The sequence below is a fragment of the Luteimonas terrae genome (genome assembly GCF_004358165.1).
GTDB lineage: Bacteria > Pseudomonadota > Gammaproteobacteria > Xanthomonadales > Xanthomonadaceae > Luteimonas > Luteimonas terrae.
Map to the genome: position 1 here is coordinate 1,117,717 of NZ_SMTG01000002.1, position 15,674 is coordinate 1,133,390.

Here is a 15,674-nt window from a genome sequence, read left to right on the forward strand (position 1 = left end):
GGCGCCGCCTGCGAAGCGGGCTGCCGCATGTCGCCAAACCGTCATAAAACTGTCGTGTAATGGCGCCACCCACCGGGCCACGGACCGTTCCATGCAGAAACGCATTCTCATCGTCGACGACGAACCGGCGATCCGCGACATGGTCGCCTTCGCCCTGCGCAAGGGCGAGTTCGAGCCGATGCACGCCGGCGACGCGCGCGAGGCCCAGTCGGCGATCGTCGACCGCGTGCCCGACCTGATCCTGCTCGACTGGATGCTGCCCGGCACCAGCGGTCTTGAACTGGCGCGCCGCTGGCGCAAGGACGCGCTGACCCGCGACATCCCGATCATCATGCTCACCGCCCGCGGCGAGGAGAACGACCGCGTCGGCGGACTGGAAGCCGGCGTCGACGACTACGTGGTCAAGCCGTTCTCGGCCCGCGAACTGCTGGCACGCATCCGCGCGGTCATGCGCCGCGCCCGCGACGACGACGAGGACGGCAGCGTCAGCGTCGGCGCCCTGCGCATCGACGGCGCCGCGCACCGCGTGTTCGCCGGCGACGCGCCGGTGACCATCGGCCCGACCGAATACCGCCTGCTGCACTTCTTCATGACCCACCCCGAACGCGTCTACAGCCGCTCGCAGCTGCTCGACCACGTCTGGGGCGGCAGCGTCTACGTCGAGGAACGCACCGTCGACGTGCACATCCGCCGGCTGCGCAAGACGCTGGAGCCGAGTGGGCTGGACGGGATGGTGCAGACGGTGCGTGGGTCGGGTTACCGGTTTTCGGCGTCGGTCTGACCACATCGAAGCATCAGTCGCCGCTCTGCCCGCCTGTGACATTCCCGGCGGCAGGCCACGGATCGCACATCCGGGCAGGGCGCCGCACGTGGATGTGCGGCGCCCTCCGAGGCTGCGGACCGCAATGACGGCTTCGCGCTTCATGGAACGGCGTCGCGGCCATCACAACGGCGATAGCCAAGGCCGAAGCGCGATCCGCTGAGCACCCGGTGCGCCGCGACATCAGCAAGCGCAACACCCTGTGCACCCTGCTTCAATACGTCAATCTGTCACCTGACCTTGCCTAGACTCGATCGCATGCCGCCCCGCATCCATGCCGCCTGGACCCGAACACTGCTGCAGCTGATCGCCGTGCTCGCGGTGGCGGCGATCGTGGGGGCACTGGTGGACCACATCTGGATGGCGCTGGCGGTGGCCGCGTTGGGCGTCGTCGCCTGGCACTACTGGAAGCTGTACGACCTGCTCGCGCGACTGACCTCGCGCAGCCGCGTACCACCGCCGCAAGGGGACGGCGTGTGGCAGGAGACCGATCGCATGCTGCACCGGGGACAACAGGACATGCGCGCGCGCAAGCGGCGCCTGATCGGCATGCTGCGCGCCTATCGCGCAGTGGCGGCGGCGCTGCCGGATGCGGTGGTCGTCGTCGATCGCAACAGCCAGCGCGTGCAGTGGTTCAACCGCGCGGCAACCACGCTGCTGGGGCTGCAGATGCCGCGCGATCTGGGCAAGCCGGTCGGCGACACGCTGCAGCCGCTGCCGGTGGCGCACTGGCTGGCGCAGGGGCGTCGCGCCGAGCCGATGCTCGACGTGCCCTCTCCGCACTCCTCGGGCACGCGCCTGGAACTGCGCCTGATTCCCTACTCCGACGACCTGTGGCTGCTGCTGGCCCGCGACGTCACCCGCATCATGAAGCTCGAGCAGATGCGTCGCGATTTCGTCGCCAACGTCTCGCACGAACTGCGCACGCCGCTGACCGTGGTCCACGGCTATCTGGAAATGCTCGACCCCGCCGATCAGCCCGAGTGGGCCCCGATGCTGGCCGAGATGCAGAACCAGTCGCAGCGCATGACCCAGCTGGTCGAGGACCTGCTGACCCTTTCGCGCCTCGAGGCGCAGGAGAGCATCGGCGACGAGACGGTCTCGATGGCATCGATGCTCGCCACGCTGCGCCGCGAACTGGAAGTCCTGAGCCAGGGCCGGCACACGATCGCGGTCGAAGACAGCTCGCCGACCGATCTCGTCGGCTCGACACGCGAACTGCACAGCGCGTTCTCCAACTTGGTCAGCAACGCGGTGCGCTACACGCCCGCGGGCGGCCGCATCACCATCCGCTACGCGCCGTTGACCGGTGGCGGTGTGGCGCTGTCGGTCGAAGACACCGGCTACGGCATTCCGGCCGCGCACCTGCCGCGCATCACCGAGCGGTTCTATCGCGTGTCGACCAGCCGCTCGCGCGAATCGGGCGGCACGGGCCTGGGCCTGGCGATCGTCAAGCACGTGCTGCACCTGCACCAGGCGCGGTTGGAGATCGACAGCGAAGTCGGTCGCGGCAGCCGCTTCGCCTGTCACTTCACCGCCGACCGCGTGCGTGCACGCGATCCCCAGTACTACGGAGCCACCGCATGAGTGCCGCCCGCCCGCGCGTCCGCAAGGCCGCGAAATCCGGCCACGTCCAGGACGCGAACGTCGATACGGCAGTGGAGACGGTCGACCCGCTGCGCGATCCGGCGTTGTATCTCAATCGCGAGATCTCGCAGCTGGACTTCAACTTCCGCGTGCTGGCGCAGGCCCAGGACGAGTCGGTACCGCTGCTCGAGCGCCTGAAGTACCTGTGCATCTCCTGCACCAACCTCGACGAATTCTTCGAGATCCGCGCCGCGACCATGCGCCATGCGCAGGATTTCGGCGTACCGCTGCCGCCCGACGGGCTCACGCCGGCCACCGTGCTCAGGCGCATCCACGAGCGCACCGCGCAGCTGGTCGAGGCGCAGTACGACTGCTGGAACCAGGTGCTGCGCCCCGCGATGTCCGAGGCCGGCGTGCGCGTGCTGGGCCCGCAGCAATGGTCCGCGCGCCAGATCCGCTGGCTGCGCGCCTACTTCCGCGACGAGGTCATGCCGGTGCTCTCGCCGCTGGGTCTGGACCCCTCGCACCCGTTCCCGAAGATCCTCAACAAGTCGCTCAACATCGTCGTCGCGCTCAAGGGCAAGGACGCGTTCGGCCGCGTGGGCAACCTCGCCATCGTGCGTGCGCCGCGCTCGCTGCCGCGCATCATCCAGCTACCCGAAAGCATTTCCGGCGGCGAGTACGACTTCGTGTTCCTGTCGTCGGTGCTGTCGGAATTCGTGCACGAGCTGTTCCCCGGCATGGACGTCAAGGGCGCCTACCAGTTCCGCGTGACCCGCAATTCGGAACTGATCGTCGACGAGGAGGAGATCGACAATCTCGCGCTCGCGCTGCGCGATGAACTCGCCGGACGCGGCTACCTGCGCGCGATGCGGCTGGAGATCTCGGCCAAGTGCCCCAAGCCGATCGTGCGCACGCTGATGCAGAATTTCGACCTGCCCGAGAACGCGGTCTACCGCATCGACGGGCCGGTCAACCTCAACCGCATCAGCCAGATCTTCGATCTGGTACAGCGCCCCGACCTGAAGTTCCCCACCTTCCAGCAGCGTCAGCTCAAGGGCACCGACGCGATGTTCGAACTGGTGGCCGACGGCGACATCCTGCTGCACCACCCCTTCGATTCGTTCGCGCCGGTGCTCGAGCTGATCAAGCAGGCGGCCGAAGACCCGAACGTGCTGGCGATCAAGCAGACGCTCTACCGCACCGGCAAGGACTCGGCGATCGTCGAGCATCTGGTGCAGGCGGCGCGCAACGGCAAGGACGTGACCGTCGTCGTCGAACTGCGTGCGCGCTTCGACGAGGAGGCCAACCTCGGCCTCGCCGACCGCCTGCAGGAGGCCGGCGTGCAGGTCGTCTACGGCGTGGTCGGTTACAAAACTCACGCCAAGATGCTGCTGATCGTGCGCCGCGAGGGCCGCAAGCTGCGTCGCTACATCCATCTGGGCACCGGCAACTACCATGCCGGCACCGCGCGCGTGTACACCGACTTCGGCCTGCTGACCGCCGACCCGGACATCGGCAACGACGTGCACCTGCTGTTCCAGCAGATGTCGGGCCTGGCGCCGGCGATCGGACTCAAGCGCCTGCTGCAGTCGCCCTTCACGCTGCACGCGGGGGTGATCGCACGCATCGAACGCGAAACCGCGCATGCCGGCGCCGGACGCCCGGCACGCATCGTCGCCAAGATGAACGCGCTCAACGAGCCGCAGGTCATGCGCGCGCTCTACGTCGCCTCGCAGGCCGGCGTGCAGATCGACCTGATCGTGCGCGGCGCCTGCGCGTTGCGTCCCGGCGTGCCGGGCGTGTCGGACAACATCCGCGTGCGGTCGATCGTCGGCCGCTTCCTCGAACACCACCGCGTGTACTGGTTCGGCAACGACGGCCAGCCGGACCTGTTCTGCGCCAGCGCGGACTGGCTGGAACGCAATCTGCTGCGCCGCGTGGAAACCGGCTTCCCGATCCTCGACCCGGAGATTGCCGAACGGGTGAAGACCGAGTCGCTGGACAACTACCTGGCCGACAACCTCAACGCCTGGGAACTGCGCGACGACGGCAGCTACGTGAAGCTCAAGCCCGAGGACGATGCGATGCCGCATTCGGCGCAGGGCTGGCTGCTCGCGAACCTGTGCGGCTGAGCGACCCGGACACGTGTGCGGCCATTACTTACGCCGGCCACGGCCCCGGACTGCACGTCCGCCGCACTCCGCAACGCCGCCGGGAGTGCCGCGCGGCATGCTTTAACATGCCCGCTCCCCCAACGCCGCAGGCGCACCATGCGCCGCGCCACGCAGGAACCCCATGACCGGTCATGAAACGCTCGCGCTCGCCGAGGCGATGACGGCACCGCTCGAGGACGGCGAGATGCTCGCCGCGATCGATCTGGGATCCAACAGTTTCCACATGGTCGTGGCCCGCTACACGCTGGGCCAGCTGCGCGTGGTCGACCGTCTGCGCGAGACCGTGCGCATGGCCGAAGGTCTCGACAGCCGTGGCGGCCTGAGCGCGGAGGTGCGCCAGCGTGCGCTGCAATGCCTGTCGCGTTTCGGCCAGCGCATCCGCGACATCCCGCCGCAGCGCGTGCGTGCGCTGGCGACCAACACCGTGCGCCGGCTCGCCGCGCCGCAGGCCTTCTTGGTGCCGGCCGAAACCGCGCTGGGCCATGCGATCGAAGTGATCTCCGGCCGCGAGGAAGCACGCCTGATCTATCTGGGCGTCTCCCACGCGCAGCCACCCAAGCCCGGGCAGCGGCGGCTGGTCATCGACATCGGCGGCGGTTCCACCGAATGCATCATCGGTAGCGGCTTCGATGCGCTGGAGCGCGAAAGCCTGCAGATCGGCTGCGTTGCCAGCACGCGGCGGTTCTTCCCCGGCGGCAAGCTGTCGAGGAAGCGCTGGCGCGAGGCCTCGGCCGAGGTCGCCGCGGAATTCCAGCAGTTCGCCAGCACCTATCGCGCGCTCGGCTGGCAGGAAGTGGTCGGCGCCTCGGGCACCAACAAGGCGATCGGCGAAATCTGCGCGGCGATGAAGCTGACCAAGGGCGCGGTGACCGCGCAGGCGCTGCCGGTCGTGCGCGACACGCTGCTGCAGGCCGGCCACATCGATGCGATCGCGCTGCCGGGTCTGTCCGACGACCGCCGGCCGATCATCGCCGGCGGCGTGCTGGTGCTCGAAGCGGCGTTCCAGGTGCTGGGCATCGAGCGCATGCAGGTCAGCAAGGCGGCGATGCGCGAAGGCGTGCTGCACGACATGCTCGGCCGTGGCGGCGGCGACGATCCGCGCGAGGCGTCGATCGAGGCGCTGGTGCAGCGTTACGGCATCGACCAGGCGCAGGCCGCGCGCGTCGAGGCGACCGCGCTGCGCCTGTTCGACCAGGTCGCGCGCAGCTGGAGCCTCGACGGCGACGATCTGCGCATGCTGGCCTGGGCGTGCCGCGTGCACGAGCTGGGTCTGGCCATCGCGCACAGCCAGTACCACGTGCACGGCGCCTACGTGCTGGAGCATTCCGACATCGCCGGCTTCTCGCGCCAGGAGCAGCAGTTCCTCGCGACGTTGGTGCGCTGCCAGCGCCGCAAGATCGGCAAGTCCGCGTTCGAGGCGCTGCCCGATCGCCTGCTGCTGCAGGCACGCCGCACCGCCGCGCTGCTGCGGCTGGCCGTGCTGCTGCACCGCAGCCACGAGGCCGACGAGATTCCGCGCCTGGAAGCGACCGCCGATGGCCCGCTGCTGCGTCTGCGGCTGCCGCGACAGTGGCTGGAAGCGCGTCCGCTGCTGCGGACCGATCTGGAAGGCGAACCCGACGATCTCGCACCGCTCGGCGTGACGCTCGCCCTGACGGCGGAGTGAGCCGGCGCGCGTCCGCCCGTTCCAGGCGTTCGCTGTCACCGAAGCGTCAAGCCGCGGTCATCGGACCGGCATCGAGGTGTCCCAAGCTGCATCCAGCCAGCGACCGGACCGAACGATGCGCTACGCGATCGTCACCGATACCTACACCCCCGACATCAACGGGGTGGCACTGACGCTGCAATCCTATGTCCGCGGCCTGCGCGCACGCGGGCACACGGTCGAAGTCGTCCGCCCCGCGCGCATCGGAGAGCCGCCGGGCAGTGACGCCACGACGCTGCGCATCCGCGGTCTGCGCGTGCCCCGCTATCCCGGCCTGCGCCTCGCGCTCCCGGCCGGTCAGCGGCTGCGCAGCCGCTGGCGCAGCGCACGACCCGATGCGATCTATGTCGCCACCGAAGGCCCGCTGGGCTGGTCGGCCCTCGACGCCGCGCAGGCGCTGCGCATTCCCGTCGTCACCGCGTTGCATACGCGCTTCGATCTTTACATGGCCGCTTACGGCGCGCCATGGCTGCAGCCGGCCGCGCTGTCGTGGATGCGACGCTTCCATGCGCGCGCCGACGCGACCCTGGTCGCGACCCGCGCGCTTGCCGCCGAACTGCGCGAGGCCGGCATCGGTCATCCGGTGGTGCTGTCGCGCGCGGTCGACTGCCAGCAGTTCGATCCGGCGCGACGCGATGTTGCACTTCGCGCCGCATGGGGCGTAACCAAGGGCGGTCTCGTCGCGATCCACGTCGGCCGCGTTGCCGCCGAGAAGAACCTCGGCCTCGCGGTACGCGCTTTTCGTGCGCTGCAGGCCCAACGTTCCGACGCCCGCATGGTGTTCGTCGGCGACGGCCCCGAACGCGCCGCGTTGCAGGCTGCCCATCCCGATTTCATCTTTGCCGGATCCCAACGGGGCGACGATCTCGGCCGGCACTTCGCCAGCGCCGACCTGTTCCTGTTTCCCAGCCGCAGCGAGACCTTCGGCAACGTGGTGCTCGAGTCGATGGCCTGCGGCGTGCCGCAGGTCGCCTTCGACCATGGCGCCGCCACCGAACACCTCTGCGACGGTCACCATGGCGCGCGCATCGCCGGCGATGACGAGGACGCCTTCATCGCGGCCGCGGTCGCGCTGTCCGGCGATGCAGACACGCGCCGGGCAATGGGCCTGGCTGCGCGCGAAGCCATGCGCCGGCTGACGCCCGCGCACGTCGCCGACGATCTCGATGCGCTGCTGGTCGGCCTGCGTGGCCGTGCCGCAGGTCCGCGCGCCCCGCTTCCCGCCCCGAGCGATGCCGAGGATGCCGATGCACGCCACGCCGCGTAGCCGACTGCTCCATCACGACACCGGCTGGTGCCTGCGCGCCAACCGCGCGTGCACTTCCCGCTGGATCCGCCGCTACTTCGCGACCGTCAGTCGCCTCGGCGACGGCGTGTTCTGGTATCTGCTGATGGCCGCGCTGGTACTGCTCGACGGCGTCCAGGGCGTGATGGCCGCCGCGCACATGGCGCTGACCGGCGGCATCGCGCTGCTGCTCTACAAGTCGCTCAAGCGCTGGACCAAGCGCCCGCGACCCTTCGCCGCCGACGGTCGCATCCGCGCCTGGGTCGCACCGCTCGACGAGTTCAGTTTCCCGTCCGGCCACACGCTGCACGCGGTGTCGTTCTCGATCGTCGCGGTGGCCTGGTATCCGACACTGGCCGGCGTGCTGGTGCCGTTCGCAGCGAGTGTCGCGGCCTCGCGTGTGGTGCTGGGGCTGCACTATCCCAGCGATGTACTGGCGGCCACAGCAATCGGCAGCGGGCTCGGTGCCACGTCGCTGTGGGTGGTGGGGATCATCTGATCCTGCGCGACGCCCGATACCGAGGGACGATATTTCGGTCTGTTTGCCCCGGAACTCGGCTTCGGAGACGGCGTTGCGCCGTCCGGGGGTTACTCCTCGGCTCGGTCAGGCATCCATGCCTGACTCGCCGCCGCGGGCCATCCATGGTCCGCTCTACGCAACCCCCTGCCGGCACAATGCGCTGCGGCTTCAAGTTCGCGACTCTTTCAAGCAGGCGATGCGCTTGTTCCGGATGAAGGCACGATCTGAAAGTGGGAGGCAGCGGACTGGCGGCCGGTGGCCGCGCCGAGCGCGCCAGGGATGGCGCGCGCCCGAGTCAAGGCAGGATGCCTTGACCGAGGGATAAGCGGCTTCCGGCCGGCAGGCCGATGCCCTTCCGGAGTCGGCTCTGCCTGCGGACCGTCAGTCCAAAGGCGACAACACCGCCCGCACCAGTGCCGGCCGCGTCTGCGCCGCCCAATCGCGATCGTTTTCGACCTGCGCGCCCGCACGCGCGGACTCCAGTGCCTGGACATCGATATCGGCGATCGCCCACACATCGGTGTCGCCGCTGTCGACCAGCACACCGTCGGCCGGGAATCCCACGTCCATCGGTGCGAACAGACCGGCGGTGCCGGTGTTGACGTCGAGGATCGGCGTCCACGGTGCCTCGCCCGCGGTCACCGACTGCGCGACGAAACAGCGGTTCTCCAGCGCGCGCGCCAGACATCCCGTGCGCACACGCGTTGCCCCCGCCGCGGTGTCGGTGCAGCTGGGCACCAGCAACAGGCGCGCACCGGCCTCCCATTGCGTGCGGACCGGCAGCGGGAACTCGATGTCGTAGCAGATCGCGATGCCGGCACGCACGCCGCCGAGGTCGAACACCTTCAGCGCGTCGCCCGGCTCGATCACCCCGGTCTTCTTCTCGAAACCGGTCAGCTGCAGCTTGTCCTGCCAGCCGTGGCCACCATCGGGCGAGAACAGATCGCTGCGGTTGCGATACCGCCCGCCACCGACGTCGACGAGAAACGATCCGGCAACGATGTGCAGTCCGGTGTCGCGGGCGATGCCGGCGAACAGCGCCAGCCATGCCTCGCGGTAGGTCTGCACGGCCGCGAGCGAGGCGAGCGTGTCGCCGCGCACGCCATCGTCGAAGGTCGCGGCGAGTTCCAGCGCGAGGTACTCCGGCAGCACCGCGACCCGCGCGCCCTGCCCGGCGGCGTCGCCGAGCAGGCGCCGCTGGTGGGCAGCGAAGGCGTCGAAGTCCGGCGGCATGCCGATCGCGTAGCGCGCCGCGGCGACCCTCATGCCGCAGCCTCCAGCGGGCGCGTCCAGAACGTCAGCGGGTGCAGTACCTCGCCGGCGTCGACTTCGTGCCAGCGCAACAGCATCGTCATGCCCGGCTGCCGCACGTAACCGCGCTTGTGCCAGAAGACATCGTTGTCGCGATGATCCTGTGGGCGACGCGGATCATCCCGCGCACGATCGACCGCCGCGAACGCGGTCAGATCGAAGTCGCCCAGTGCGCGCGCATGCGCCTCGCGCAGATCGAAGAAGCGATGACCGAGGCCGTGGCCGCGCCAGTGCGGCAGCAGCACCGACTCGCCGAAATAGAACACGCGGTCGACGGCGACGTCCTGATCGACGAACGGTGCCTGGAATGCGGCGTCCTCGTCGGCCAGCGGCAGGCCGGTCGAGGCGCCGACGACGGTGTCGTCGTCGAAGGCCAGCACGAACACGCTGCGCGGCGAGCGCGCATAGGTCTGCAGATAATCGCGTTCGTAAGCGGCGTCGCCGGCGTAGAGGTAGGGCCAGTCGCGGAACACCGTCATGCGCAGCTGCGCGACGGATTCGAGCCAGGGCTGGATCGCGGCGCCGGCCAGCGCGCGCACGGTGGGGGTCTGCACGGTCATGCATCCAGTCTTGCATGCGTGTCGTGGCGCTCGCGTCGCGGAAGCGGAACGCAGCGTGGCCGCGGCACGCGGAAACGCCCTGCCTTTTTGCTCGCGTGCGGGACGGGTGGGATAGCGCCGACTCGCCCTGGAAACCGGCAGCAAGGGACCGGCCAGTATCCGGACCCGGCCATCGTCCTGCGCTGACGGTCCGCCCCCACCCAACCCTCCCCCGCTTGCGGGGAGGGCTTGAAGCGGAGCCGCGCATCAAGTGCCCGCGACAACGTCCGTCAGTGCTTCGGCAACGGCGGCGGCACGGCGGCCGGTGTGGCGCCCACCTGGTACCAGTCGACGTGACGCGTGACCAGCATGATCGCGGCCAGACAGACGAAGAGCAGGCCGGCGCCCAGCACCAGCGCGTTGTCCTCCGACACCAGCAGCCCGTACAGCGCGGCGTACAGCAACCCCAGGCCGGCGGCGAAGCCGAGTCCGCGCAGCCGGCTGCGCAGTACCGCACTCAGGTACACGCCGATCAGACCGATGCAGGCGATGCTGCCGGCGAGATAGGCGTACGCGAACGCGATGTGCTCCGACAGGCCCAGCAGCAGCAGGAAGAAAATCGCCAACGCCAGCCCTACCAGACCGTACTGGATCGGGTGGATGCGCAGACCGCGCAGCATCTCGAACATGAAGAACGCGGTGAAGGTCAGCAGCACGAAGACGATGCCGTACTTGCTGGCGCGGTCGGCGCGCGTGTAGGCGTCGACCGGGTCGACCAGCGAAATCCCCAGCACGTCGATGCCGATGTCGCCCTGCTCGCGCAGCAGGGCGGCGGTCCGGCTGTCGGCGCGCGTGCCGTTGCGGTACTGCAGCTGGGCATCGCTGGCCAGCGACGAGATCGCCCACTCGGCATCGAAGCCGTCCTGGCGGACGTCGCGCGTGCGCGGCAGGAAGCGGCCGTTGAACTGCGGGTGCGGCCAGGCCGAGCGCAGCGTCACCCGGTTCTCGTCGGCCAGCGGCACCACTGCCAGGGTTTCGGCACCGGTGAGCTCGAAATCCACGACCGTGCGCAGACGCAGCGGTGCGCCGGCGATCAACGGCCGGTCCAGCGTGGCGTGCAGACCGCTGCCGCCTTCGCCGCCCGCGCCCTGCGCCAGCGCGACCGTTGCCCCGTCGATGCGCAGCCGTGGCGTGCCCCGCAGACCCCGCACGTCGGCAATGGCGTAGCTGATCCACGGCGTACCGATGCGACGCGGGGAGTCGCCCTCGCCGTCGGCGGGAATGCGCACGTCGAAGTCGGCAGACAACTGTCCGCCCAGCGCGTACATGCGCACGTCGTGCAAGCCGAGCTGGCGCAGGTAGGGCGTCAGCGTGCCGGTCATGTCCATGACCTTCGGGAAGAACGTCCAGTGGCCGCTGCGATCGCGCCAGACGCGACCGGTGACCCGGCCTTCGGCATCGGTCTGCTCGACTTCCACGCGCTCGGTGTACGGCACGATCAGCACCGGCGCGCCCAGCGACTGCGCACCGGCCTCACTCGACGCGATCCGCGCGACGGCGGCCTCGCGGTGCTGTTCGCGGTCCTGGATGACCGCGCGGATCAGGACCAGGGGAATCAGGATCGCCAGGCTCAACCCGGCGACGATCAGGATCTTCAGCATCAGTCGCATCGCGACACTCCTTGCATTGGGTGCGCGCAGGCTGCGCCCGGTCGATGGCGACAGGCGGTGGGCTGTGTGAAGCGGGGAAGAAGTCTCAGCCGGCAGGCGCCAGCGGCAGCTCGAGCGTGGCGAGCGTCCCGCCACCGTCGCGGTTCTCGAGCCGCACGTCGCCACCGTGCAGCGTCGCGACCTCCGCGGCGAAGGCAAGACCGAGACCGCTGCTGCGACTGCGCCCACCGGGCCGTGGCAGCGAGTAGAAACGCTCGAACACCCGCGGCAGGGCGTAGTCCGGAATCCCCGGGCCGCGGTCGGCGACGGCGATGCGCAGCCGATCGGCGGTCACGCTGACGGACACGTCGACCGTGCCACCCGGCGGCGAGAAGTCGCAGGCGTTGTCGACCAGATTCGACAGCAACTGGCGCAGCAGGAAGACATCGCCGCGCGTACGGGGCACCGGGATGTCCGACGCCTGCCGGACGCGTACCGCCACGTCGCGATCCGCAAAGGGCGCGACCGCCGCGTCGACCAGCGTCGCCACGTCGATGTCGGCCGGGTCCTCGATCCGCTGGCGATGTTCGACCGCGGCCAGCGCCAGCAGCTTGTCGATCATCTGCGCCATGCGCTCGCTCTGCTCGCGCACGCTGGCCGCGAAACGCGCGCGGTCGGCCTCGGGCAATGGCGCCTCCAGCAGTTCGGACGCGCTGCGCACGGCCGCCAGCGGCGCCTTGAGTTCGTGGGTCAGCGCGTGCACGTACCGCTCGACGTACTGCTTGCCTTCGAGGCGCTCGCGCATCGTTTCCAGCGCGCGGCCCAGATCGCCGAACTCGCCGGCCGCGCGCGGCAGCGTCGCGCGTTCGCCGGCCGTGACCTTGTCGGCATAGCGGCGCAGACCGCCGAGCTGCCGCGACAGCCACCACGCGGCCAGCAGTCCGACCGCCAGCGCCGTGCCCAGCAGCACGAACCCCCAGCGCAGGATCGTGCGCTCGCTGCGCGCGATGAACGGCGCGATCGCGCTGTTGGGCTTGGCGACGGTCAGTACGCCGACGATGCGGTTGCCGTCGCGGATCGGTGCGGCGACGTGCATCACCGACGTGCCGTCGTCGGCCGGGTCGCTGCGCGTGGAGCGCGCGCCGTAACGGCCGCGCAAGGTGAGGTAGACATCGTTCCAGCGCGAGAAGTCGCGGCCGCGATCGCGTCCCGACGAGTCGAACACCACCGTCCCGGCGGCGTCAGTCACGTAGACCCGGTAGTCGGCCTGCGCCTTGCGAAAGCCCCAGATGCTGGCGTCGATGGTGCGCTCGCGCAGGGCCCGCACGCGCGTGGCGAAGCGACCGTCGTCGATGCGGCCGGCGAGAAAGTCGTCGGTCGCCAGTTCCGCAAGCACGTTGGCGGTGTCGGCCAGCGTGTCTTCCATCGCCTGGCGCACGCCCGGCTTGATCTCCTGGGTGAAGACGCGCATCAGCAGGAATGCCGCCAGTGCGACGATCAGGAAGTAGCCCAGCAGGATGCGCAGGCCGATGCGCACGTCAGTCGAGATCCAGCGAATAGCCGATGCCACGATGCGTGCGCAGGGGATCGCGATCCGGCGCGACCGCGCGCAGCTTGCCGCGCACGGTCTTGACGTGGGTGTCGACGGTGCGGTCGCCACTGTCGAGCGCATCGCCCCAGACGCGGTCCATCAGCTGCGCCCGCGTCAGCACGGCGCCGGGCCGGGCCAGCAGCGCCGCCAGCAGACCGTATTCGTAACGGGTGAGATCGAGCATCTGGCCGTGATAGCGGATGCGCCGGCCCTCGATGTCGTGCTCGAACGCACCGCCGCCCGGCGCCGGGTCGGCGGCGACCGGCGTCCCCCGGCGCAACGCCACGCGCACCCGGGCCAGCAGTTCGCGCAGCGAGAAGGGCTTGGCGATGTAGTCGTCGGCGCCGAGGTCGAAGCCGAGCACGCGTTCGGCTTCCGATGCCTGCGCGGTGAGAAACACCACCGGCAACGGCGCGCGCCGGCGCAGCTCACCGCACAACGCGAAGCCGCTGATGTCCGGCAGGCCGACATCGAGAATCGCCAGATCGAAGCGCTGCGACCCGACGGCCTGCAGCGCGCTGCCGCCGTCGAGGCAATGCAGCACTGCATGCCCTTCGGCGCGCAGCGCATAGGCCACGGTGTCGGCGATCGCGGTCTCGTCCTCGACCAGCAGGATGTGGCTCATGTGCGCGCGCAATGGGGGTCGCCGGAATGCTAACCCGCGGGACGCGCTTCGCCTTGCACCCGCCGTGTGCCGCGGTCTCGCGCTCTCTCCGGTGCCCGCGTCCCGTCGCGCAGTGCGCGCTAGAAAACCACTGTGCCGCCGCTGGCGGCCGGGTGACGACCGGCAAATTCGCTTTGTGCCTTAGGCACTTGGGACGGTGACGACGTGGCATACGCGAATGCGCCCCGCGCCCGGCGCGCCGTCCCGCTACGCTGTGCACGATGAACTACCAGCACGCCTTCCATGCCGGCAACCACGCCGACGTTCTCAAGCACGTGGTGCTGCTCGCGATCTGCGACGCGCTGACCGCCAAGCCCGCCGCCTGTTTCGCGCTCGACACCCATGCCGGTGCCGGCCTGTACCGGCTGCAGGACGCCCGCGCGCGGCGCACCGCCGAGGCCGACGACGGCATCAGCCTGCTGCTGGCCAGCGCGCCGCGCCAGCCGCTGGTCGCGCGCTATCTCGATGCGGTCAAGGCCTGCCGCGCCCTCCACGGCGCCGACGCCTATCCGGGCTCGCCGTGGTTGCTGGCGCATGCGCTGCGCGAACAGGACCGTATCGCCTGCTGCGAAACCGAATCTGCCGTGGCCGGCGCCCTGCGCCACGCGATGGGCGGCGATGCCCGCGTCGCCGTACACGCCACCGACGGCTACGCGGCGATGAAGGCGCTGCTGCCACCCAGGCACGGTGGGCAGCGGCTCAATCGTGGGCTGGTCCTGATCGACCCGCCCTACGAGGCGCAGATCGCCGAGTTCGACACCGCCTTCTACGCGATGCGCGACGCGCTGGCGCGCTGGCCGCAGGGCATCCAGATGCTGTGGTATCCGGTCAAGCAGCGCCGCACGCTCACACCTTTTATGCGGCAAGCGGCGAAGCTGCAGACCAAGGCCACGCTGGTCGTCGAACTGCTGGTCCGGGCCGACGATTCGCCGCTGCGCATGAACGGCAGCGGCCTGCTGATCCTCGACCCGCCATGGCAACTGGCGACTGCGTTGGCGCCGGCGCTCGAAGCCCTCCGCGGTGCCCTGGGCGAGACTGGCGCCGACACCCGGCTGCACTGGATCCGCGAGCCCGCCTGAACCGCGCGCTGCGAACAGGGGGATGAATACGGAAATCGTCCGAATCTGGCGGCGATCCTTCACGGTTCGTGAATAGACGCTCCGGGTAAGGTCGTTGCACTCCGTACGAAACGCGAATCTCGATGACTGCACGCAACCGACTTCCCCCGTGGCACGAGGAAATCCGCCTCGCCAATGGTCGACAGGTGCTGATCCGTCCCATTCGTCCCGCCGATGCCGAGCCGCTGCGGGCGGCCTTCGCGCTGCTCGAACCCGACGAGGTCCGCCAGCGCTTCCTGTATGCGAAGACCGAACTCTCCCCGGAGACGGCCAACCGCCTGACCCAGCCCAACCCGAAGTCCGAGTTCGTGCTGGTCGCTGCCGAGCCCTATACACCCGGTGACGCGCTGGTTGGCGCCGTGGCCCGCGCGGCGGTGCTGCCCGGCACGCGCCAGGCCGAGTTCCACATCCTCGTCAGCCACTATGTGGCCGGCATGGGCCTGGGGCGGCACATGCTGCGCAGGCTGGTGCGCTGGGCCAAGGGCAAGCGCCTGGAGCGGATCTTCGGTGACGTGCTGGAAGAGAACGAGCCCATGCTCGCGCTCGCCAAGTCATTGAGTTTCCAGCAGCAGGCCGTGGAAGCGCCGGGCATGGTGCGGGTCTCGCTGGAACTCAAAAAGCAGATCGTCGACACCACGCCGAACGTCCGCCTCGGCTGATCCCGCATCGACACCGGGTGTCGCGCGTCTGCGCGCCACCTGCAGCCGC

Annotated in this window: 13 protein-coding genes; 8 read left to right on the forward strand and 5 right to left on the reverse strand. The window is 69.7% G+C overall.

The window, feature by feature from the left end:
* Positions 1–91 precede the first annotated feature (91 nt).
* The 6 genes from phoB to E2F49_RS05340 all read left to right on the forward strand — a co-directional run bounded on the left by phoB (position 92) and on the right by E2F49_RS05340 (position 8,073).
* Positions 92–781, forward strand: a complete 690-nt coding sequence (gene phoB / locus E2F49_RS05315) for a phosphate regulon transcriptional regulator PhoB (RefSeq protein WP_055248679.1) — start codon at positions 92–94, stop codon at positions 779–781.
* Between the two features lie 297 nt (positions 782–1,078).
* A complete protein-coding gene (gene phoR / locus E2F49_RS05320) occupies positions 1,079–2,407 on the forward strand; it encodes a phosphate regulon sensor histidine kinase PhoR (RefSeq protein ID WP_133392890.1) in 1,329 nt (442 codons plus the stop codon).
* A complete protein-coding gene (ppk1, locus tag E2F49_RS05325) occupies positions 2,404–4,542 on the forward strand; it encodes a polyphosphate kinase 1 (RefSeq protein WP_133392891.1) in 2,139 nt (712 codons plus the stop codon). The genes phoR and ppk1 overlap by 4 nt, the downstream gene beginning before the upstream one ends.
* Positions 4,543–4,741: 199 nt before the next feature.
* A complete protein-coding gene (gene ppx, locus E2F49_RS05330) occupies positions 4,742–6,250 on the forward strand; it encodes an exopolyphosphatase (RefSeq protein WP_055249866.1) in 1,509 nt (502 codons plus the stop codon).
* A 115-nt stretch (positions 6,251–6,365) separates the two neighbouring features.
* Positions 6,366–7,556, forward strand: a complete 1,191-nt coding sequence (locus tag E2F49_RS05335) for a glycosyltransferase family 4 protein (protein WP_133392892.1) — start codon at positions 6,366–6,368, stop codon at positions 7,554–7,556.
* On the forward strand, positions 7,537–8,073 hold the full coding sequence (locus E2F49_RS05340) for a phosphatase PAP2 family protein (RefSeq protein ID WP_133393466.1): 537 nt from the start codon (positions 7,537–7,539) through the stop codon (positions 8,071–8,073). The genes E2F49_RS05335 and E2F49_RS05340 overlap by 20 nt, the downstream gene beginning before the upstream one ends.
* A gap of 402 nt (positions 8,074–8,475) precedes the next feature.
* Here E2F49_RS05340 and E2F49_RS05345 read toward each other — a convergent pair whose 3' ends face one another.
* From E2F49_RS05345 to creB, 5 genes are all read right to left on the reverse strand, one after another.
* Positions 8,476–9,360, reverse strand: a complete 885-nt coding sequence (locus tag E2F49_RS05345; RefSeq protein ID WP_133392893.1) for a carbon-nitrogen hydrolase family protein — start codon at positions 9,358–9,360, stop codon at positions 8,476–8,478.
* Positions 9,357–9,965, reverse strand: a complete 609-nt coding sequence (locus tag E2F49_RS05350) for a GNAT family N-acetyltransferase (protein WP_208004806.1) — start codon at positions 9,963–9,965, stop codon at positions 9,357–9,359. The genes E2F49_RS05345 and E2F49_RS05350 overlap by 4 nt, the downstream gene beginning before the upstream one ends.
* Positions 9,966–10,234: 269 nt before the next feature.
* Complete coding sequence (gene creD, locus E2F49_RS05355; protein ID WP_133392894.1) at positions 10,235–11,614, reverse strand: cell envelope integrity protein CreD; 1,380 nt, start codon at positions 11,612–11,614, stop codon at positions 10,235–10,237.
* 85 nt (positions 11,615–11,699) lie between these two features.
* A complete protein-coding gene (creC, locus tag E2F49_RS05360) occupies positions 11,700–13,130 on the reverse strand; it encodes a two-component system sensor histidine kinase CreC (RefSeq protein WP_133392895.1) in 1,431 nt (476 codons plus the stop codon).
* A 1-nt stretch (position 13,131) separates the two neighbouring features.
* Complete coding sequence (gene creB, locus E2F49_RS05365) at positions 13,132–13,809, reverse strand: two-component system response regulator CreB (RefSeq protein ID WP_133392896.1); 678 nt, start codon at positions 13,807–13,809, stop codon at positions 13,132–13,134.
* Positions 13,810–14,069: 260 nt separating this feature from the next.
* Here creB and E2F49_RS05370 point away from each other — a divergent pair, with 260 nt between their 5' ends.
* Positions 14,070–14,927: a 23S rRNA (adenine(2030)-N(6))-methyltransferase RlmJ gene (locus tag E2F49_RS05370; protein WP_133392897.1), complete on the forward strand. Its 858-nt coding sequence runs from the start codon at positions 14,070–14,072 to the stop codon at positions 14,925–14,927.
* A 122-nt stretch (positions 14,928–15,049) separates the two neighbouring features.
* Complete coding sequence (locus tag E2F49_RS05375) at positions 15,050–15,625, forward strand: GNAT family N-acetyltransferase (protein ID WP_055248698.1); 576 nt, start codon at positions 15,050–15,052, stop codon at positions 15,623–15,625.
* The last annotated feature ends 49 nt before the right edge of the window (positions 15,626–15,674 follow it).

Coding starts and splice junctions, on each gene's coding strand:
- E2F49_RS05345 (WP_133392893.1), bottom strand. CDS start 9,360: ATGAGGGTCGCCGCGGCGCGCTACGCGATCGGCATGCCGCCGGACTTC.
- phoB (WP_055248679.1), top strand. CDS start 92: ATGCAGAAACGCATTCTCATCGTCGACGACGAACCGGCGATCCGCGAC.
- E2F49_RS05370 (WP_133392897.1), top strand. CDS start 14,070: ATGAACTACCAGCACGCCTTCCATGCCGGCAACCACGCCGACGTTCTC.
- E2F49_RS05375 (WP_055248698.1), top strand. CDS start 15,050: ATGACTGCACGCAACCGACTTCCCCCGTGGCACGAGGAAATCCGCCTC.
- E2F49_RS05340 (WP_133393466.1), top strand. CDS start 7,537: ATGCACGCCACGCCGCGTAGCCGACTGCTCCATCACGACACCGGCTGG.
- E2F49_RS05335 (WP_133392892.1), top strand. CDS start 6,366: ATGCGCTACGCGATCGTCACCGATACCTACACCCCCGACATCAACGGG.
- creB (WP_133392896.1), bottom strand. CDS start 13,809: ATGAGCCACATCCTGCTGGTCGAGGACGAGACCGCGATCGCCGACACC.
- ppk1 (WP_133392891.1), top strand. CDS start 2,404: ATGAGTGCCGCCCGCCCGCGCGTCCGCAAGGCCGCGAAATCCGGCCAC.
- creD (WP_133392894.1), bottom strand. CDS start 11,614: ATGCGACTGATGCTGAAGATCCTGATCGTCGCCGGGTTGAGCCTGGCG.
- ppx (WP_055249866.1), top strand. CDS start 4,742: ATGACGGCACCGCTCGAGGACGGCGAGATGCTCGCCGCGATCGATCTG.
- E2F49_RS05350 (WP_208004806.1), bottom strand. CDS start 9,965: ATGACCGTGCAGACCCCCACCGTGCGCGCGCTGGCCGGCGCCGCGATC.
- phoR (WP_133392890.1), top strand. CDS start 1,079: ATGCCGCCCCGCATCCATGCCGCCTGGACCCGAACACTGCTGCAGCTG.